At 59.4% G+C, this 19,843-nt stretch carries 13 protein-coding genes; 1 reads left to right on the forward strand and 12 read right to left on the reverse strand.

The features are described 5' to 3' along the window. Nucleotides 1-355 precede the first annotated feature (355 nt). The 5 genes from ACF8MI_RS22650 to ACF8MI_RS22670 all read right to left on the reverse strand — a co-directional run bounded on the left by ACF8MI_RS22650 (nucleotide 356) and on the right by ACF8MI_RS22670 (nucleotide 9,548). Nucleotides 356-3,709: a glycosyltransferase family 4 protein gene (locus ACF8MI_RS22650; protein ID WP_392517841.1), complete on the reverse strand. Its 3,354-nt coding sequence runs from the start codon at nucleotides 3,707-3,709 to the stop codon at nucleotides 356-358. A 311-nt stretch (nucleotides 3,710-4,020) separates the two neighbouring features. Next, nucleotides 4,021-5,067 (reverse strand): GDP-mannose 4,6-dehydratase, encoded by a 1,047-nt coding sequence (gene gmd, locus ACF8MI_RS22655; protein ID WP_200929568.1) that lies wholly within the window; start codon nucleotides 5,065-5,067, stop codon nucleotides 4,021-4,023. Continuing rightward, nucleotides 5,067-6,476, reverse strand: coding sequence for a TolC family outer membrane protein (locus ACF8MI_RS22660; RefSeq protein WP_200929567.1), 1,410 nt, complete (start codon nucleotides 6,474-6,476; stop codon nucleotides 5,067-5,069). The genes gmd and ACF8MI_RS22660 overlap by 1 nt, the downstream gene beginning before the upstream one ends. Further along, on the reverse strand, nucleotides 6,473-7,795 hold the full coding sequence (locus ACF8MI_RS22665) for an HlyD family type I secretion periplasmic adaptor subunit (RefSeq protein WP_200929566.1): 1,323 nt from the start codon (nucleotides 7,793-7,795) through the stop codon (nucleotides 6,473-6,475). The genes ACF8MI_RS22660 and ACF8MI_RS22665 overlap by 4 nt, the downstream gene beginning before the upstream one ends. A gap of 16 nt (nucleotides 7,796-7,811) precedes the next feature. Beyond that, a complete protein-coding gene (locus ACF8MI_RS22670) occupies nucleotides 7,812-9,548 on the reverse strand; it encodes a type I secretion system permease/ATPase (RefSeq protein ID WP_200929565.1) in 1,737 nt (578 codons plus the stop codon). A gap of 267 nt (nucleotides 9,549-9,815) precedes the next feature. Here ACF8MI_RS22670 and ACF8MI_RS22675 point away from each other — a divergent pair, with 267 nt between their 5' ends. Further along, a complete protein-coding gene (locus ACF8MI_RS22675; protein ID WP_392517844.1) occupies nucleotides 9,816-10,955 on the forward strand; it encodes a glycosyltransferase family 4 protein in 1,140 nt (379 codons plus the stop codon). Nucleotides 10,956-11,075: 120 nt separating this feature from the next. Here the strand turns inward: ACF8MI_RS22675 and ACF8MI_RS22680 are convergent, their stop codons facing one another. From ACF8MI_RS22680 to ACF8MI_RS22710, 7 genes are all read right to left on the reverse strand, one after another. Further along, nucleotides 11,076-11,606: a class I SAM-dependent methyltransferase gene (locus ACF8MI_RS22680; RefSeq protein ID WP_392517846.1), complete on the reverse strand. Its 531-nt coding sequence runs from the start codon at nucleotides 11,604-11,606 to the stop codon at nucleotides 11,076-11,078. Between the two features lie 556 nt (nucleotides 11,607-12,162). After that, nucleotides 12,163-13,158, reverse strand: a complete 996-nt coding sequence (locus tag ACF8MI_RS22685; RefSeq protein WP_200929563.1) for a ParB/RepB/Spo0J family partition protein — start codon at nucleotides 13,156-13,158, stop codon at nucleotides 12,163-12,165. A 124-nt stretch (nucleotides 13,159-13,282) separates the two neighbouring features. Further along, complete coding sequence (locus ACF8MI_RS22690) at nucleotides 13,283-14,422, reverse strand: AAA family ATPase (protein WP_104833257.1); 1,140 nt, start codon at nucleotides 14,420-14,422, stop codon at nucleotides 13,283-13,285. A 743-nt stretch (nucleotides 14,423-15,165) separates the two neighbouring features. Beyond that, nucleotides 15,166-15,408 (reverse strand): hypothetical protein, encoded by a 243-nt coding sequence (locus ACF8MI_RS22695; RefSeq protein WP_392517848.1) that lies wholly within the window; start codon nucleotides 15,406-15,408, stop codon nucleotides 15,166-15,168. Nucleotides 15,409-15,526: 118 nt separating this feature from the next. Continuing rightward, nucleotides 15,527-16,483, reverse strand: a complete 957-nt coding sequence (locus ACF8MI_RS22700) for a replication initiator protein A (protein WP_392517850.1) — start codon at nucleotides 16,481-16,483, stop codon at nucleotides 15,527-15,529. Nucleotides 16,484-16,830: 347 nt separating this feature from the next. Continuing rightward, nucleotides 16,831-17,682 carry a hypothetical protein gene (locus ACF8MI_RS22705; RefSeq protein WP_200929560.1) on the reverse strand — a complete coding sequence of 284 codons (852 nt, stop codon included), beginning with the start codon at nucleotides 17,680-17,682 and terminating at the stop codon, nucleotides 16,831-16,833. Between the two features lie 386 nt (nucleotides 17,683-18,068). Beyond that, the gene (locus ACF8MI_RS22710) at nucleotides 18,069-19,289 is read right to left on the reverse strand and encodes a replication initiation protein (protein ID WP_200929559.1); all 1,221 of its coding nucleotides are present in this window, start codon (nucleotides 19,287-19,289) and stop codon (nucleotides 18,069-18,071) included. Between the last annotated feature and the right edge of the window lie 554 nt (nucleotides 19,290-19,843).

Below are 19,843 nucleotides of genomic sequence, written 5' to 3' on the forward strand. Positions count from 1 at the left end.
GCTGTTGAACTTGTGCAGAAGTGATAGCCATTACGTTTTCATCTCCAATATGAGTCGATATCGACACCCAGGCTTCCCGTCTTGGGAAAAGAGCCCGTCGGCTCTCGCCTGTTGCCACGTCCCACAGGGCCGTGGCCCCCGTTATGGGAAGTCGGAAAATTCCGACAGCCTCGTAGGTCATTTTCTGAGCTTTTTCTTAAAGCATTCAAGGAAATATCCTACGAGGTGCGCCGATCATACCCGTCAAATTAGCGGCGTAACAATAGCTGGCACCCAACTTTTTGATACTTGTCCATAAGAATTTTTTTCTAGACGCGTAGGAAACTTCTGCTAGGCGCGAAGGAAAAAAGTTTAATCATTCTGGTTGCTGCAATGCAATGAGAATGTTTCGCAGGCGAACTGAAACGCTTGTCCAGCCGTGGTTGCGCAGCCAATCGCCCTGCAGCGCCTTGGGCCCGGCGGCCAGTTCGCGGCGCAAACCTTCGGCCATTTCCGCGCTGCTGGTGCCCGGCAGGAAGGTCACCGCGTCGGCGACGTCTTCAAAGATGCCCAGCGGCGTGCAAAGAACCGGACGACCGGTACTCAATCCCCAGCGCACCGCGGCACTGGACGACTCCTGGGTGTGCTGATACGGGAAGACAATGGCATCAGCCATGCCCAACCACGACAACGACTGCTCGTCGCTGAGGTAATCGGTAATCAGCGTCACCCGGCCTTGCAGGTCCGGCTGCTGAATGCGTGCGCGGCAGGCGTCGGCCAGCTCGGCCGAGGCGGGCACCGGGTACTGGGCGTTGACCAGCAGCAGGTGCAGGTTGCGGTCCTTGGCGGCCAGCAGGGCGAAGGCCTCGATCAGTTCCGGCATGCCCTTGTGCGGCAGCAGGAAGCCATAGCTGGCGATGACGGTCTTGCCGTCCAGGCGTGCGGCCTTTTGCGCGGCGCCGGGGGCCGGTACCGGGGTGTCGATCACGCCGTGGGGGAACATCAGCAGGTTGTCGGCCAGGCCGAAGTCCTTCAGGCGGTTCAGGTCGCCGACGCTGTGCACCAGCAGGCGCGCGCAGCCTTGCAAGGACTCGCGAATGTGGCTCAGCGACTTGAGGGTGTCGCCGTGGGTCACGTCGGCGGTGGAGTGGAACACCACCAGGGTCTGTATCTGCCGGGCGTGGGCCCAGTCCAGCAGGCTGGCGAAGGCCTTGAGGTTGAAGAACGAGAAGTTGAACTGCAGCAGCAGGGTGTCGACGACCGAGGCGATGATCGCCTGCTTGAGTTCGTCGAGGCTGTCGCCATCGCCGGCGCGCCAGCAGCGCTGGATATTCGGCGTGTCGCCGGCGGTGAGGGTGGCATCGCTGTTGGCGAACACCGTGCATTCCTGGCCGAAGGCCGGCTCCAGGAGTTTCTGGCTGTAGGTGGCGATGCCGCAGGCGCTGTTCCAGGTGGTGACGCTGCCCAGCTTGGGTTGCTTCTTCAGCAGCGGTTGCTGGCGCGCGGCTTCGAAGGCGTCGAGGCTGGCGCGGGCCACGGCGGCCCAGGTGAAGCGCTGGTTGATCAGCGCTTCGGCGGCGGCGACCTTGGCGGCGCTGAAGGTGGCCAGCTGGCCTTGGGCCCAGGCCTGGTGGAACTCACTCAGCAGGCTGGCCAGGTGCTCGGCGCTGGGTTCGAACCACACCGAGGCGGCGGCCTTGAGGTGGGTGCGCGCGCGCTCGTAGCGGTAGTCGATCAGCCAGGCGGTGTCGGGGGTGCAGAAGTCGCGCTGGCCACCGTTGCCGGTGGTGATCACTGGCAGGCGGTGCAGCATGGCTTCGGCCAGCGGCAGGCCGAAGCCTTCGCCGCGCGATGGCGCGATGAGCACGTCGGCCAGTTCATACAGGGCGCGCATGGCGCCGTCGGGCAGGTCCTGGACGATCAGTTCCACCGCCGGCGCGCTGTTCAGTTTGGCGGCCCAGTCGGCCACCTGTTGCTGGATGTCGTGGTGCGGGTTGGCGAAGGTCTTGATGATCAGCACCACCGGCTGTTCGGCGCTGAAGGCCTGGCCGTAGGCCTGCAGCAGCACGTCGACACCCTTGCGCGGGAAGCACGACGACACGTGCAGCAGCTTGAGGCGTTCGGCAGTGGCCTTGGGCAGTGCCGGCAGGGCGGCGGCATCCACCGGGGCGCGTAGGATATGGTCGGCGCCGAGGCCCACGGTGGCCAGCGGCGCGGTGACACCGTTGTCGCGCAGGGTGCGGGTCACCCAGCCGGACATGCTGGTCACCAGGTGGGTCTGGTGGTTGAAGTCGTGGCAGTACTCCTGCGGCAGGCAGGATTCTTCCCAGCCGTAGCACGACATGACGTTGAGGTCGCCGGCCATGTCGGTGACCCGCGGCGGGTACATCAGGCGCAGCACGTTGCGCGCCGGTTGTTCGGCGCGGGCATGCAGGCTGGCGCAGTCGGGGTTGTCGAGCAGGAACTGCTGATCCACCGGGATCGGCCCCGGGCCTTCGCTGGCGCGCAGGGCGGTCTGTGCGCCTTGCGCTTGCAGGGCGCGGCCCAGCTCGCGGTTGACCAGGGCCAGGCTGTAGGTGCTGTCGAACGGGCCTTCGATGCGGCAGTCGACGGCGGCCGGGGTGGGCAGGGTAGGGAAGCGGTGTTCCGGCAGGTGAATGTCGAAGCCGGCCATGTAGCTGCGCAGGCGCTCGTACAGGGCCTGATAGCCGAACTCCTGCAGGCGTGCGGCGGCGTGCTGGCGGATGTTGCGGCGCAGCGCCGGGTTTTCCATCAGCTGGGCGATGGTGGCGGCGACCACTTCCGGGGCGTCGCTTTCCAGCAGCAGGCCGGCGCTGCCCAGGGTGTGCACCACGTTGCTGTCTGGCGCATCGAAGGCCAGCACCGGCAGGCCGTGGGCCATGGCTTCGATCAGCGGCATGCCGAAGCCTTCGTGGTGGCTGAGCGAGACGAACAGGTCGCTGCGGCTGTACAGGGCTTCGAGGGTCGGGTCGTCGACCTTGCCGGTGAGGGTGACGTAGTCGCCGATGCCCAGTTCGGCGATGCGCTGCTCGATGCGCTCTTTGTAGGCCGGCACGGTGAAGCCGCCGACCAGCAGCAGTTGCAGCGGCACCTGGACGCGGCGCAGCAGCAGGGCGAAGGCTTCGACCAGGCCCAGCTGGTTCTTGTGCGGCATCAGGCGGCCGACGAACAGCAGGGTGAACGGTCGCGGTGTGTCGCAGCGCTCGGCGGCGTGGGGCTGGATGCGCTCCAGGTCGACCAGCAGCGGAATTTCCACGGTGTTGTCCGGGCGGTAGCCGCGCTGCAGCAGTTCCTGCAGGTTCTGCCGCGAGTCGGCGATGCTGCCGGCCAGCCAGTGCCGCCAGGTGTTCACCTGCTCCCAGCCGTGGGCGAGCATCGGCTGGATCGGGTGGTCGGCGGGGAACATGCCGCCGGGGGTGATGTTGTGGAACACCATGAACTTGCGTTCGGGCAGTTCACGCAGCCAGGTCTCCACCGGGTTGCCGATACCGTGGTGCACCAGCAGGGCGTCGGCGCTGCCGGGTACGTAGTCGTCCATGCACAGCACATCGCCGGCCACCTCTGGCTTGGGGTCGATGCAGTAGATCTCGGACTTCACGCCGGCCTGACGCAGCAGCTTGCGGGTCAGCATCATGCCGTTACTGATGCCGTCGCCGCGACTGACGCTGTTCGCGAATTGGTGGAGGGTGACCTGTGTTTCGTTGTGCATGAACGGACCTGGTGACAATGAAGAGAGAAAAAGAAGATGCGCGTAAACGGGCTATTTTGTAGGACTCGGCCCCGGGGTGAAAGCACTGGATCTGGTCTGGTACCTGTGGGAACGAGCTTGCTCGCGAAAAAGGCCTGGTTCGGTGGTGTGGCCCTTCGCGAGCAAGCTCGCTCCCACAAACACCTCGCTCCCACGACTCGAACCGCTTTATCCCAGTTCCCCAGGGCTTCGGGAGCGGCTGCTTGCAGGTACAAAAAAGCCGCGTTTTCACGCGGCTTTCATAGCTATCTATATATCTAGCTAGCTAGATATCAGAACGATTTGCCGGTCTTGACCCGCTCCAGGTCGGCCTTGACCATCAGGTCGCACAGCTCTTCCAGGGTGGTTTTCGGTTCCCAGCCCAGCAGCTTTTTAGCGCGCTCGGGGTTGCCGATCAGCAGTTCCACTTCCGCAGGGCGGTAGAACTTCGGGTTGACCTGGATGACGGTCTTGCCGGTCTTGGTGTCGATGCCGTGTTCGTTGTCGGCGCTGCCTTTCCATTCCAGCTGGATGTCGACGGCCTTGAACGCCATGGACACGAAGTCACGCACGGTCTCGGTACGGTTGGTGGCCAGCACGAAGGTGTCAGGCTGGTCGGCTTGCAGCATGCGCCACATGCCTTCGACGTATTCCTTGGCAAAGCCCCAGTCGCGCTTGGCGTCGAGGTTGCCCAGGTCCAGCACGTCCTGCATGCCCAGGGCGATGCGCGCCACGCCGTCGGTGATCTTGCGGGTCACGAACTCTTTGCCGCGCAGTGGCGACTCGTGGTTGAACAGGATGCCGCTGGAGCCAAAGATGTCGTAGGACTCGCGGTAGTTGATGGTCATCCAGTGCGCGTACAGCTTGGCCACGCCGTAGGGGCTGCGCGGGTAGAACGGGGTGCTCTCGACCTGTGGAACAGCCTGCACCATGCCGAACATCTCGGAGGTGGAGGCCTGGTAGAAGCGGATCTTCGGGTTGACGATGCGGATCGCTTCGAGCAGGTTCACCGCGCCCAGGCCGGTGATCTCGGCGGTGGTCAGCGGCTGGTCGAAGGACACGCCGACGAAGCTCTGCGCGGCCAGGTTGTAGACTTCGCTTGGCTCGGCCTTCTGCATCAGGCGGATGCTGGCCGACAGGTCGGTGAGGTCGTGCTCGACCAGTTCCAGATTCGGGTGGTTCAGCGCGCCGACTTCTTCGAGGCGCCAGAAATTGACCGAGCTGGTACGGCGGTAGGTGCCGTAGACCTTGTAGCCTTTTTCCAACAGCAATTGGGTGAGGTAGGCGCCGTCCTGGCCGGTGATGCCGGTGATGATTGCTGTCTTCTGCGTCTGGGTCATTATTTGGTTTTCCGATCTGGGGCTGGCTCAGTCTTGCTGTTGTTGCTCAGCCATACGTTCACGGTTTCTACGCTGTCAGCCGAAACCTTGCCGGCCCAGCGATTGAGGATGAACAAATTGGTTATGAAGTCGTACTGCGTCTTGAGCAGGTCACGACGCGCCTTGAACTCGTTCTGGGTCGCGGTCAGCACGTCGACGGCATTGACCACGCCGTACTTGAACGCTTCCTGGGACGCCAGGCTCGACTGCTCCGCAGAAGCGACGGCATTGCGGTTGGCGCGTATTTTTTCGACGCTGGAGTCTGCGGTCAAGTACGCATTGGTGGTTTCCTTGACCACCTGACGCCGGGTGTATTCCAGTTGCTGCTCGGCGGCGACCTGATCCTGGTAGAGCCCGCGTACCCGCGCCGAGGTCGAACCACCACTATAGATGGGTACCGACAAGGCGACACCCACGACATAACTGTCGGTCTTCGGTGCCAGGGCGTTGTTGTAGCCCTCGTTGGTGTTCTGCGCGCTCAGGTTCAGGTTCAGGGTGGGGTAGTGATCGCCTTTGCCGCCGCGTACGCCGGCCTCGGCGGCTTCCACCGCGCTGAGGTTGGACTTGATGGCAGGGTTTTCGTTCTGCGCCAGGCGCACCCAGCTTTCCAGGCTTTCGTCTGAAACTTTCAGTTGCACATCGTCACGTACGCGACTGAGTTTTTCGGTCACCGGACGCCCGACGATTTCCGACAGCGCGGCGCGGGTCACGCGCACCTGGTTGCGCGCATCCACTTCCTGGGCGGCCAGCAGGTCGACGCGGGCCTGCAGTTCCAGCACGTCGGTCTTCTTGGCGTACTGGCGCTCGTAGAGGGCGCTGACCTGGTCGAGATTCTTCTGCGTGGCGCGGCGCTCGGCCTGGGTCAGTTCCAGCTCGTCGTCGGCGGCCAGGGCAGCGAAGTAGCGCTGCGCCAGGTCGACGGTGGCTTCGGCCTGGGCTTCGTCCGACTCGGACAACGACTGCTTGGCCAGGCTCTTGTAGCGCTGCCAGTTTTCCCAGGCCTTCTTGTTATAGAGGATCTGGCTCAGGCCGATGCTGTAGTTCTCGCTGTTGTAGACCTGGTCGACCTGTTCGTTGACCTGCTTGATGCGGTTGGCCCCGGCATTGGCCGAGATCTGCGGCAACAGGCTGCCGAAGGCTTCGCGTTCATGTTCCTTGCCGGCCTGGGCACGCGCGTAGGCCGAGAGGATGCGCGGGTCTTCCAGGCGCGCTTCCTTATATAAGGACAGCAGGTCGGCGGAGTATTCCTTGGCGCTGACGCCGCTGGCCGGCGCCTTGGGGGTCGAGGGCACGGCGATCTTGGGCTCGGCCGCGTGCACCTGCAGCACCAGCATGCCCGACAATACACAGGGGATCAGGCGCACAATCATTCCTCGATCATCGATTCAGAAATGGCGTTGCGCGCCGGCTGCATCAGGTATTGCAACATGGTGCGCTCGCCGGTGTTGATCAGTACGTCAGCCGGCATACCGGCCACCAGTTTGCGGCCAGCGAGTTTCTGCAGGCCTTCTTCGGTGACCTTGGCGCGTACCAGGTAGTACGGCTGGCCGGTGCGTTCGTTGGTCAGGCGGTCGGCCGACACACGAATGACTTCACCTGGAATCACCGGGGTGGTGGCGCTGTTGAAGGCGGTGAAGCGGATGTCGGCGTGCTTGCCGATGGCCACGCGGTTGATGTCCTGCGGCGACACTTCGGCTTCGACGATCAGCTCGGACACCGATGGCACCACGTCGAGCAGTGGGGTGGCCTGGCGCACCACACCGCCGACGGTGTGCACGGTCATGCCGATCACCATGCCGTCGTCGGGGGCGCGGATGACGATGCGGCTCAGGCGGTCCTGGATGGCGGCGGTGCGCTCTTGCAGTTCATAGCCCTTGGCTTGGGTCTCGGTCAGCTGCTTGGCAACTTCGGAGTTGAAGTCCTTGTTGACCTGCAGGATCTGCAGTTCGGTTTCGTTGATCTGCAGGCGCGTGCGGGTGATGTTCGAGCGATGCTCGGCGATTTCCGAACGCAGCGAGTCGAGCTTGCGCTGCTGGTCGAGCAGGCGCTGCTTGTCGACGAAGCCCTTGGACAGCAGTTCGCTCAGTTCGCCGATCTCGCCGCCGTAGGATTTCTCCAGGCTGGTCTTGGTGGCGATCATCGCTTCGGTGCCCTTGATCTGCGCGTTGAGCTGGCCGATGCGCTCCTGCAGCACCGAGACCTGGCCCAGGCGTGCGCCGCGGCGGGTGTTGAACACCTGGGTTTCACTGGCACGGGCCTCGGCGGCACGGGCGCTTTCAGGGTCGAGCATATTGCCGAATTCGACATGGTCCTTGCCATCGCGCTCGGCGATCAGCCGCGCCTCCATGGCCTGGGCGCTGATCAGCTGGTTGCGGGCCACTTCGTATTCGGCGCGCAGCTGGCCGTCGTCGAGGATGATCAGCGGGTCGCCGCGTTTCACCATGTCGCCGTCGCGCACGAGAATCTCTTTGACGATGCCGCCTTCGAGGTGCTGCACGGTCTTGCGGTAGGTCTGCACGGTCACCACGCCGGGGGCGTGTACCGCGCCGTCCAGCGGGGCCACGGCGGCCCAGGTGCCGAAAATGCCGAATACCACCAGGAGGATGCCGAAGCCGAGGTTGCGGATCTTACGGTCCGACGTCGGCAGGTCAGCGAAGTTGTCGGTCTTGCCTGCGAGAATAAGAGTCATCTGTGTCGTCGTCCTGTCAGGCACCGGCCTGTGCGCTGCCTGCGCTGACCTGGGCCTGCTTCTGCGCGGCCAGCTGTTGCTTGTTGAGCTCTTCCATGACCTGGTCACGTGGACCGTACATGGTGATTGCGCCGTTCTGCATGACCAGCAGGCGGTCCAGCTGGGACAGGATGCTGGTGCGGTGGGTGATGACGAAGACGGTCGAGCCGGCCTGCTTGAGGTACTGGATGGCATGCGCCAGGGCGCGTTCGCCGACCTCGTCGAGGTTGGAGTTCGGTTCGTCGAGCAGGATCACCTTGGGGATGCCGTACAGGGCACGGGCCAGACCGATGCGCTGGCGCTGGCCACCGGAGAGGTTGACGCCGTCGCTGCCGATCACCGTGTCGTAGCCTTCGGGCAGGAGCAGGATCATTTCATGCACGCCGGCGATCTGCGCGGCCTGCACGACTTTTTCCGGGTCGATGGTGGCAAAGCGTGCGATGTTCTCGCTGATGCTGCCTTCGAACAGTTCGATGTCCTGGGGCAGGTAGCCGATGTGCGGGCCGAGCAGCTCTTTGTCCCACTGGTGCAGGTCGGCGCCGTCCAGGCGTACCGAGCCATGCTGCGGTGCCCATACGCCCATCAGGGCACGGGCCAGGGTCGACTTGCCGGAGGCGCTGGGGCCGATGATGCCGACCACGGCACCGGCCGGTACGCCGAAGCCGATGCCCTTGAGGATCGGGGTCTTGGAGCCGGGGGCGCCGATGATCAGGTTCTCGACCTGGATGTTGCCCTTCGGCGCCGGCAGCGGCATGCGCTGCGGCTCGGCGTGCATCTTGTCGAGGATGTCGTTGAGGCGGTTGTACTGGGTACGCGCGCTGATGAAGCCTTTCCAGCTGCCGATGATCAGGTCGATCGGCGCCAGGGCACGGCCCAGCAGCACGGAACCGGCGATGACCAGGCCAGCGTTGATTTCGTGCTGGATCGCCAGGTAGGCACCCAGGCCGAGGATCAGCGACTGCACCCAAGACCGGAAGGTCTTGGACAGGGTGCTGACCACACCGCCCTTGTCGCTGGCGTTGGACTGCAGCAGCAGCACCTTGCGCTGGCGCTGGCTCCAGCGTGCGATCAGGGTGTCGAGCATGCCCATCGACTCGATCACTTCGGCGTTGCGCAGGTTCTTGGTGGTGTTCAGCGTGGCGGCAATGTTTTCCTTGTTGGCTTCGCCCAGGGCCTTGCCGGTGACCTTCTCGTTGGCATAGGCGAGGATCAGCAGGACGATGGCGCTGGCAATGGCCACCCAGCCGTAGTACGGGTGGAACATGAACATCACGGCGATGTAGATCGGCAGCCAGGGCGCATCGAAAAACGCGAACACGCCGTTGCCGGTGAGGAACTGGCGCAGGCTGGTGAGGTCATTCATGGGCTGGGCCGAGGCATCCATGCCGCCGCTTTCCAGCGCGCGCTTGAAGCTGGCCTTGTAGACGTGGCGGCTGAGCAGCACGTCGAGCTTGGTGCTGACGCGTACCATGATGCGCGAGCGCACCCACTCCAGGGTCCCGGACGTGATCACCAGGATGGACATGATGATGGTCAGCATCACCAGGGTGGTGACGTTGTTGCTGGTCAGTACTCGACCGTAGACCTGCAGCATGTAGAAGGTTGGAACCAACATCAGGGCGTTGACAAAGAGGCTGAAGACACCAACTGATATGAAAGCGCCTTTACAGGCCTTTAGTGCAGCCTGCAAGCTGTTTTCATGATTTTTCTGCATAACGTCCTGACTGCCTGGGGGGTGTTGAAAAGCGCAAAAGTGTAACACCCGCCTATCGGTCAACAAATGAAAAAAGCGGCTTTGTAAAGTCTATAAAGGAAATTTCCCTGTTTACGGTTGGCTAGTGCCGGATTCAAAGGGTAAAGTTCGGCCTTGCACGGCTTTTCCTACTGCCTGGCAACGCCAGCGTTTCAGACGAACAACACTCCCCGTTCCAGAGCGGTTTCACCGCGTCATCTTGCTTCCAGCAGTAGCAACAGGTACCTCATGCGCGTTCTTCATTTCTTCAAGACCTACTATCCGGACACCACCGGTGGCATCGAGCAGGTGATGTTCCAGCTCAGCCAGGGCTGCCGCTCGCTGGGCGTGGACGGCCAGGTGCTGACCCTGAGCCCGAACCCCGTGCCGGAGCGCATCCAGGTGGCCGACCATGAGGTGGTGCGGGTCAGGGAGAACTTCAACCTGGCCTCCACGGGGTTTTCCCTGACGGTGTTCAAGCGCTTCAAGGACATGGCCGCCGAGGCTGACCTGGTGCACTTCCACTTTCCGTGGCCGATGATGGACCTGGTGCACTTCGCCACCCGCCATGGCCGCCCGACGGTGCTCAGTTATCACTCCGACATCATCAAGCAGCGCACCCTGCTGAAGTTCTATGCGCCCTTGATGAACCGCATGCTGGGCAGCATGGACCGCATTCTGGTGGCCTCGCCCAATTACCAGCGCAGCAGCGAAACGCTCAAACCGTTCGCCGACAAGACCGTGGTGGTGCCCTACGGGTTGGACGAGGCGGCCTACCCGCAGGTGTCGGCGCAGTGCCAGGCGCGTTGGCAGGCGCAGCTGCCGGAGAAGTTCTTCCTGTTCGTCGGCGTGCTGCGCTACTACAAGGGCCTGCACACGCTGCTCGATGCCCTGGAGGGCGCGGATTACCCGGTGCTGCTATTAGGGGGCGGGCCGCAGGAACAGGAACTCAGGGCCCAGGCCGAGCGCCTGGGGCTGCGCAACCTGCGCTTCCTCGGGCGCCTGGACGACGAAGACAAGGCCTGCCTGCTGCAGCGCTGCCATGCGCTGGTGTTCCCGTCGCACCTGCGCTCCGAGGCGTTCGGCATTTCCCTGCTGGAAGCGGCGATGTATGGCAAGCCGATGATCTCTTGCGAGATCGGCACCGGCACCACCTTCGTCAATATCGATGGCGAAACCGGCCTTGCCGTGCCGCCAGAGAACCCGCCGGCATTGCGCGAAGCCATGCGCCGCCTGTGGGACGAGCCGGGCCTGGCCGCGCGTTTCGGCGCCCAGGCCCGGGCGCGTTTCGAGAAGGTGTTCACCGCCGAACGCATGTGCGCGGCGACGGTACAGGTCTACAAGGAACTGCTGGTGCCCGGCGCAGTGCCGGTTCGGGCTGACCTGTAGTGGGGGCGAGCTTGCTCGCGAAAAGGTCTGGTATGGTGGTGCGGCCCTTCGCGAGCCAGCTCCAACAAAACCGCCGGGCCTTCACCTAGCTAGCTGGCTTTATATATAGCTAGCTATTCATCACTCCGAGAAATGCTCTTTGCCCAGGGCCACGACTTCTTCGTGGGTGATCGGCGCCAGGGCGGCGATGGCCCACAGGTCGTAGGCCGGGTGGGTGCGCTGGATCGGCAGGACCAGGTCGAAACCGGCGGCCTGCAGGGTGCCGGTCAGCGCTCGCTTGGTGAAGCCGCAACGGTGCGCCATGTAGGTGTTGCCGTTGGCCATGGCTGGGCGATGGCCGTAGAGAATGTCGATGGGGGCGATCGGGCCGGCGGGCGAGGCATAGGCCGCGTCGGTCAGCTTGTCTTCGGCCACCAGCGCACAGACCGCTTGCAGGTCGGGGCAGGTGATGACCACGAAGCCGCCTGGCTTGAGCACACGCTTGAATTCTGCCAGCGCCACCGGGACCTCGTGCGGGTACAGGTGCTCGATGTTGTGGCTGGAAAACAGCGCATCCACCGAGGCGTCCTTGACCTGTGACATGTCGGTCATGGTGCCGACGATGTCCGGGTTGACGCTTTGGTCGATATCCCGAAGCGCAGTTCCTGCCACTGCTCGGAAGCAAAGCCTCTGGTCGTGCCGCTCTTGTTCTTAGGACCGCAACCTACATGGAGGAAGGTTTTCACAATCAATTACTCGATCAAGGCCCTTGCCGGCTAAGCAGAGGGTGAGGGAAGTGTTCCGCTGGCCAGCGGAGGTTGCAACGCACACTAGGTCAAGAGCCGGGGAGGGTCAAGGCAGCGCCCTGGCGGGCAGGCCGTCCACCTGTGATCCACACCTGACACTGACTGTTCCGACATGACCGGTCATCTGATCGGCGCAGCGAGGGGTAGTGCGTGTCTTTAAATGATGGCAAAAGGTCATCACTTAAGGGTAAAAACTCAAGTGTTGCCCCAAGGAAGTCGGCGGCTGTCGGGATTTTTAAGGAAATTTTTCCGACGATCTCATAATGTAAAAATTTTTGCGGTAGCAAGAGCCAGTCTGGAAACGGACATTGCCTAGCCAGGCTCAGAACGTACCTGACGTGATGTGGTTCACTAGGCATTCCCATGCGTTTCGCCCCGTTAGCTGATTGAACCCGCCCCGATCGGGGCGGGCTTGGCCATGCTCAATTTCGCGTGCCCTGTGTAGCAAATTCAGAGGCATCAATCGAATCAAGGAAGGCTGCGAGCTTATCCATGATTTTCTGAGGGTCCACTTCCTTATCAATCTTGAATTCCAGCTTGCGCCCATTTAAACGAACTGAGCCAACCCCTTGCAGCTTCCGAGGTTCTGTCATCATGGGCTTAGGACCGCTACAAGCAGCAAGCTTCTGCCCAATCATGCGAAGTGCGGCTTCCTGGCCAGTCCCCTTCTCGGCCATTTGAATTACAATGCGATGGACGATGTTCACATCCGCCTTTGAATGCTCCACAAACTTTTTCGCATAGTTCGCTGTAATCAAGTGGGGCTTGGTGTTCAGAATTTCCTTGATCTGTTCGGGCAGCTGAATTAGGTCAAGGCAGCGGTTCACGACTGTGTGATCTACACCAAGGCGTCGAGCCAATGCCCGCTGGCTTTTATCAGCGCCTTTCAGCATATATCGTTGATAGCTCACAGCTTTTTCGTAATCCGTTAGCTCATTTTGAAGGTTGTCGGTGATTGCCAAAAGCATCGCCATGTCGTCTGACATTGGCTTAACATGAGCCATGATTTTGTCGCGGCCCAGCATTTTGTGAGCCCGCCACCGGCATTCACCGCCGATAAGCTCGAAACGCTCCCCTACAGGCCGGATTGTAATCGGTTTACCCAGGCCCACAGAGTCAATCGAGCCAGCGAGCTCTTCAAGCTTTGCTTGGTCGAAGAACATCCTTGGCTGATACGGAGAGGGATCGATCAGCTCAACTGGGACCTCCTCGAGCCATTCGTCCTTGAGTATGAGTTGACCTTCTTGAGCGTGTTGAGCAATGAGTTGCTTCGTATCAGCCTCTTGCTCAGATCCCATGGCCTGTTGGAGCATCGCCGCCCTGCTGCCACGGTTACCTGTGGTCGGCGGCATTTCCGTAGGCTTGCGCAGTGATGCCATTGCCGTGCTTGGCTTGCCTGGGTAGTCGGTGGATTTCATTAATCACCCTCCTGTGTTGCTACTAGCAACATTCCAATACGCTGTTGCTACTAGCAACAAAATCGTTGCGTGTTGCTAGTAGCAACACTCTTGAACATATGAACCCTGTTGCTAGTAGCAACACTCACTCTTGGGGCTGAGCAGCAACATGGCGGATTTTCTCCAAAACCTCGGCATGCACTGCGCGAGCGTTTTCGATGGTGTCCCGGTTAGCACCCTTCCAGAACATCAGGGGGACACCGTCATCGAGGGAGTTCACATAGTCTGCAGAGTGAAAAATCTTTTCCTCGGTCACCCGACCTGGGAAAAGCTGGTTCAACCTGTACAGGTTGTTCAGCATCCGAGGACGCCCCTTTGCAAACATGGTCGGCACAGCTACCAGTTCAGGAGCGAAACCGTATTCGCGTGCGAAACCAGCGCACCAGTCATGCAGTCGCAGGATCGCCTTGAAGGAGAATTTGTCCATTCGGACTGGGCTCATGAGCAGATCGCTTGCGGCTACTGAGTTCTTGGTCAGGCGCGAACCTGCGGGCGCATTATCAAAAATGATGACGTCGTATTGCGATAGGTCGCAGCCTGGAATTTTGCCGGCTTTACCATCTTCAACCCACTTCGCGTACCACATGTCCGAGTTATTGGCTGCGTCCAAAGCCACGCCCAGATCTTCTAGCGATGCGTCGGCGGGGATCAGGTGGGGGCCACTTTCACCAAAAGGTTTCTTGATGACTTCATCAAGCGTTTTGGGTTGAAACGATCGCATGCGAAGCATTGGGCTGATCAAGTGGCCGAGGTGACCATCAACGATGCGGTCAGCAGGGATTCCAAGCTCCTGCAAATCTTCTGGAGTAGCGTCCGGGTCGTAGCCGAGCATGCTCGACGTATCACCCTGGGGATCATTGTCGACCAGAAGAACGCGCAACCCGGCTAAAGAACAGGTAATAGCCTGGCCGACTGCTGTGGTGGTTTTGTTGGTGCCACCTTTCGAGATGTAGGTGGACATGACCACCTGGCGCGCCAAGCCTTTCAAGTGCCCAAGTTCACGGCGAAGTGCTGCCAAATCGAAAAGGTCCGAAGGCGTATAAACCCGAGAGGTGACGGTTCCGCGCGGCACGCGACGGATCTCGATGTTGTTTGCTTCTTCGATGTCTTTCAGGCGTCGAGTCGTAAGACCAAAGCAGTCTGCGGCGAAACGGGGCGTGAAAAACAACTCATTGAAATCCACGTAGGTTGCAACATCTTCGACCATTTCCACATTCGAGTTCATAGCACTTCTCCGTTTTGCTGCTGCATTCAGTATAAATCCTGAATTCCTGTTGTAAACCGTGGAATTCAGGTTGTTTGCATTTTTTTGAACGAATACCTGAACCCTTTGGCCGATTGTGTTGCTAGTAACAACACTATGAGAGGCCCAAGCACTCGTGCAGACGCCTACGCCGCAGCAAGCGAAGGCTGAGAGCATCTGAAAAGGGAGGGGGAGGGGATTTGTGGCAATGTGGCTATAAGCAGGGCTCGTTGCGAACCCGCTTTGAGGGCTTACTTCGTGGGCGGAGTTCGCTCGATGCCCCACATCATCTCAAGTGCCTGCTCGATCAGGAACGACATAGCAGTGTTTTGTTCGAATGCCTGCTTGCGAAGGCGCTCATGGTAATCGTCGCGCATGGTGATCGTTTTGGCACTCCGCTTAGGTTGCGAAGGTGCCGGCGCAGTGTCTTTTCGTGATGCCATGAACAGGCCCCCATATGGATTGAAGTCGCGACAATGATAAACCGTTTGCTTATTTATGGATACGTACGCACGTACAATACGTACGCATCAACAAAGCTTATCACTGTTGCTCAACGAGCCTCGCACCGCGACCGTCATTGGCACCGCGCTTCAAGTCCGACAGCTGCTGGATGGAGTCCTGGAGGTTGCGCAGGACATATGCAGGAAACCCAGGCTTACCCTCGGAATGACGTACTTTCAGATCGTCGATGTGGTCACTATCGAAACCCAAACGGGCAAGACTCAAATCATCGCCTTCCACAAGGGCTCGATTCGCAGTGCCTGGTCACACATCGTCCCCTGCAGGTGGTCGAAATTTGTGATCGCTGATCGCTTAAAGGTGGGTTTTCCCAGTTGTTTCATACGTTTGATGACGAAGTAAGCCGATACGCCTGCGAGCTTGGCAATGTCAGCGACAGGGCGCTTGCCAAAAAGATGTTGATATTTAAGAAGGGCAGGGGGCCAAGGCAAATCGATCTTTGCCAATCTTGAGCCTGCGCCGCCGCACAGCTTCCGTGCTGCAGTCAGCTAATTCAGCAATGGCCTGGTCTGTACACTCCCCCATCAAATGATCGTATTGCTCAAGCCTCGATCGCGCTGGCATTCAACTCTCCATGTCTCGCTTTTCTAGCGAAGCGAACCATTCCATTTCCCCTTTTACCGCCAGCTCCTCGAGGAGCGATTGCTCATCACGCGTGTAAAACACGATTCGATGAGGCTTCACACTGGTATCCAGCCCCATGTGATAGTCCGGCAGCAGGTCACGCTGAATGATCTTGCGGATCTCGGCCCTGTAGTGGGTGAGGCTCTGCTTGGAGCCACATTTTTGCTGCAGTGCAACAATGTCTGCGGTCCAAATCATCTTGTTTCCCAAGTGTTTACGAGCGAGCTCATATAGCCGCCGTTCAAGAGGCATCCGCAGCCCAAAGTAGCGCCGATCAATGCTCATCACTTCAAAATGCAGGAAAGCGTTGTAGATCCACTCGGACAGCACGACTTCGCATTCCAACACGCCTTTGCCATTGGATGCGGTCTTGGTGACGGTGTAGTCTTCGATCCAGCCAAACCCCCTCGTCTGCTCTTGACCACCAGTAACGATATTGGTTTCGAGCTGAGTACCCTTTAATCGTCGAAGCATGTCCAAAACGTTCGAATATGCGTTTCCACCGGGATCCCGGGATGTACCTGTCAAAAAATCGTACGTATCGAACTTAACCCGCTTGGAAATTGGCATTCCTGCTTTTCGGGCTTCGATGATCTGCGACCCGAGGAACAGCAACAGGTCTTTATCGAATACGGTGGCGGCACCAATCACGGGCGGAATGATGCGAACACGCTTGTTGGTGCCGGGCTGGTTGTACTCACGAACGCTCGTATCAGGTTTGGTCGACAGGCTGAACAGCGGAAATTCCATGCTGGCCAGGTCATCCTTCACTGGCCACTCAACAATGTTCGCCTGGAACATGTCAGTTTGTACGTAGGGGACTACGTTTGATTTTCGCCCTCTTTTGAGGGGCTTATCATCTTCCACTGCCATATCGGCTATCTTCATCTCGATCATCACGCGATCCCGCCATTGTACACAGGTACATAGCGCCGCTTGTGCAGCTGCCGACTGACCCTGAGTATCAGTTTTGTGCAGGCCTCATCCGAGGCCAGTACGTTTCGTATTTCACCGACACCAAGCTCCCCTGAGATTCCCCAGCTGCGCATAGCCACGGTGTGACCGATTAGATCTACGAGGATCCGCAGTTCGTAGAAACGTGCGCCACGTTCCCATCTCGCATAATAGGGTCGGTTGAGGTAGCTGGTTGCAATCGTTATCATGTCCGAACCCAGACGCTCCTAGACGAGTTCATTTCTGGTAGAAGCCCGGATCCGGTAGCCGCCGACCGGGCTTCGCTCTGCTTACGGCAAGACTTTATCGTCGTAAAGCATGACCATCTCGGCCATTACACACACCTCACCCTGCACCTTGGCCATCAAGCCGCGGCAGTCTCCTCGCTCCAGGACACCTGCATCCCACAGCTTGCACAACTCCCCATAGCTGTAGGTTTGCATAGGCCAATCACAGTGCCGAACGAACGTCCGGCCATGGCTATCCCGAAACTCACGGGAATATGAAGCGCCCATAATCACGAATTGTCGGCAATTGACCTTCACAGTTGGGACAGACGGGACCTTGTCGCCGGCCTCCGCGAAAGCAGCCGGGCAAACCGCACCATCCCAACGGTGGGAGTCAAGCTTATGCAGATGGACAACGTCTCGGAAACTGGCCCGGAAGAAGCTCGATTCCCACGGAACGAACTCACACCAGCAACGCTGTTCAGCGCTTTTCAGCCAGGCCTGCACGACTATCGAACCGACACCAGGTACATGGATACCCAGCGTTTGCGAGCGCGGTGCGCGGCGCTGCTTGAAACGGCATCCATTCAAGCCACCAGCGTCTGCCAGAAAAGACAATTCCGCCCATTGATCCATGGATACGGGCAATGCAGATCTCCACAAAAACGAGCCAGCACGAAAAATGTCGGTACCGCAGCGCTTTTCCTGCTGCAAAGCTTGAAGACAGGATTCAATGCTCTGCTCGAAAAACTGACGGATTTCGCTGGGTACGTCATGCAGATGAGCACAGGCAGTGTCCAGCATCGCCTTATAGGCATCATGGGTATATTCAGGCGAGCACCAGCTCTCGCTACCACTGAAAGCAGCTTCGGCGATGGTTTCATCAAAGCTCAAACCCATTTGCACAGGATTCATCTTCAGCACTCCTAGAGAAATTCGACCCGGTAGCCGCCGGGGAAGCAGGAACGCTTCAGAACAAAGAATAACGTGCGTACGTACGCACGTACGCAAAGTGCAAATAGATTTCACCACCGCGCCCGCAACCTGGCAAGCCCTGACATATGCGACTTCAAAGGCCATTCAGATATAAAGAGCGCGCTCTATGCTGCAATCTGAGCGATTCGTAAGGGTGAGGCACCAGATTCCACGTAGGGGCACGCCCATTAACAAGAGCGGCACCGCACCAAGCAGAGATATCCAAGGATTGAATGAACGTGGTACGGAGTAGAGCAGGTGATGTTGTGCAGACTGGAGGTTCAGTGTGTCGAATCACTCCCCATACACACCCACCATCTGAATAGCTAATCAGGCAACGGCGGGAGCAAAGCAACCCCGGTAGGGGCAGGTACCTGATATACAGCATTCTTTACACCGGCTTTCATTGGCTCAGCCCCATTGTTTGGACCGGCCGGTTGTGGTGCTGCGGGGGTAAGGGGCGTCTGCTTAGGGCGAAGGGGAACAACCGACGGCGACTGTGCTTCTGTGATGACCGCCTTGTACTTGGCCACGGTTTGTCGTGATACGCCTGCAGTCAGGGCGATAGCCGTGTAGGTAAGCTGTGCCCCTTTGGCGATCAACTGCCGGCAAGCACCACGGATCTTGTGTGCGGTCTGGTTTTGTCTGACTGCATGTGTCCGCCTGGCGGCCAGGCTTTGGCGCTCCTCCAATGGCAGCGATCGATCAAGCTCCATCACACCTCGGTGGTAGTCGCCGCTACCGCGGTAATGAGCCCAGGTCCACCGGGCAATCGATTTGGCCGTGGCGCGCACTGATGAGTGGGGCAGGTCGTTGTAACGCTCTCGCGTGCGAAAACGGTTGTCGTTGTGACATTGCGCGAGGACCCGAGAGTAGAACGACTCGAAGTAACCATCAGCTCGCTCAGCATTGACGATGCTGTAAGCGTAAAAACGGACACGTTCGAACAAGGTGCAATGCCTGGAATGTGATACTGCGTCCATGTCGGGTCCTTTGGACCACAAAGGCATCGGCCTGGCCAAGTCGAGTTCTTCAGCCAGTTCGCCCAAGTCATAGACATGATTGTGCAATTCGGTGGTGATCCACCACGGATGACCAGGTGTCTTGGCAACTGGGCCACTGTGGTAATCCGGATCAGCCTTGAGCAGTGCGGCCATGCTGTCGTAGACAGCCTTCATGTATAGGATCGGCTTTTCACGGGCTCGCTCGGTGGTACACACAGGGGCAATCGCGTAGTAGATGTGTGAGTTGCCTGAGTTGCGATTACGCACAATGAAGTTTGGCGGTGGCAAGCCATGCTCGTCCCAGATCAGGGAGTTGGCATGGTCGAGATCGAAAACGAGCCATGACACGCGTCCTGTGCGATTTACCTGCATGTAGGGGTAGCGGATCGCGTATTCACGCGGCCGTACTCTCATTGCCGTTTTGTTGTCACTGCAACGTGCTAGATAGGAGGCCTCTTCAAGGATACGGCTCATTGCTGACACCGGCTGGAAGTAGCCAGGATGTGCAGGCGCCGTCGAAGCCGCGGTGATGAGGTTGCTCACCTGCAGGCCTCAGTGAAGAAGCTGAAAAATTCAGGGCGAATTAAACCGTGCCGCGTATTGCGCAGCAGAGTGCAGGTGTCCATACTCGAATTACCTGAAAGGGGCCCTCACGTCATCGATCTGCCAGGACCAGATGTGTGGGCTCTTTTTTTTCCCCCGGCAACGGTGGCCGGATCCTCTATTTATCGCTCGACCTTTCGATAAAACCTTCCTAAAAAGTGCCAATCATTGAGCAAGTTTTGGCGAAGGCTAGAGCCTCAATTCTCCCCCGTCAACCCGCTGTAACCCGCGTATTTACTGGGTTTCTTGCGGATTCAAGAACCGCCTTTCTATATTGAATTGGCAGCTTTGTACGACCTGCAAAGCGCATTGATCTCCAACCCAAAAAGCGCAACCGCCCTTCAATTGCGGGGGATTCACACGCTTCGCACGTCGGTGAAATACGAAAACGAGCATCGGCGATATACGACCAGGGTGTCGGTGATGTACGAGATTAAAAATCGGCGATATACGAGGGCAGGCGAGCAAAAAAAACTCCATCGGCGATATACGAA

This window comes from Pseudomonas sp. yb_9 (assembly GCF_043103635.1).
Taxonomy (GTDB): domain Bacteria; phylum Pseudomonadota; class Gammaproteobacteria; order Pseudomonadales; family Pseudomonadaceae; genus Aquipseudomonas; species Aquipseudomonas monteilii.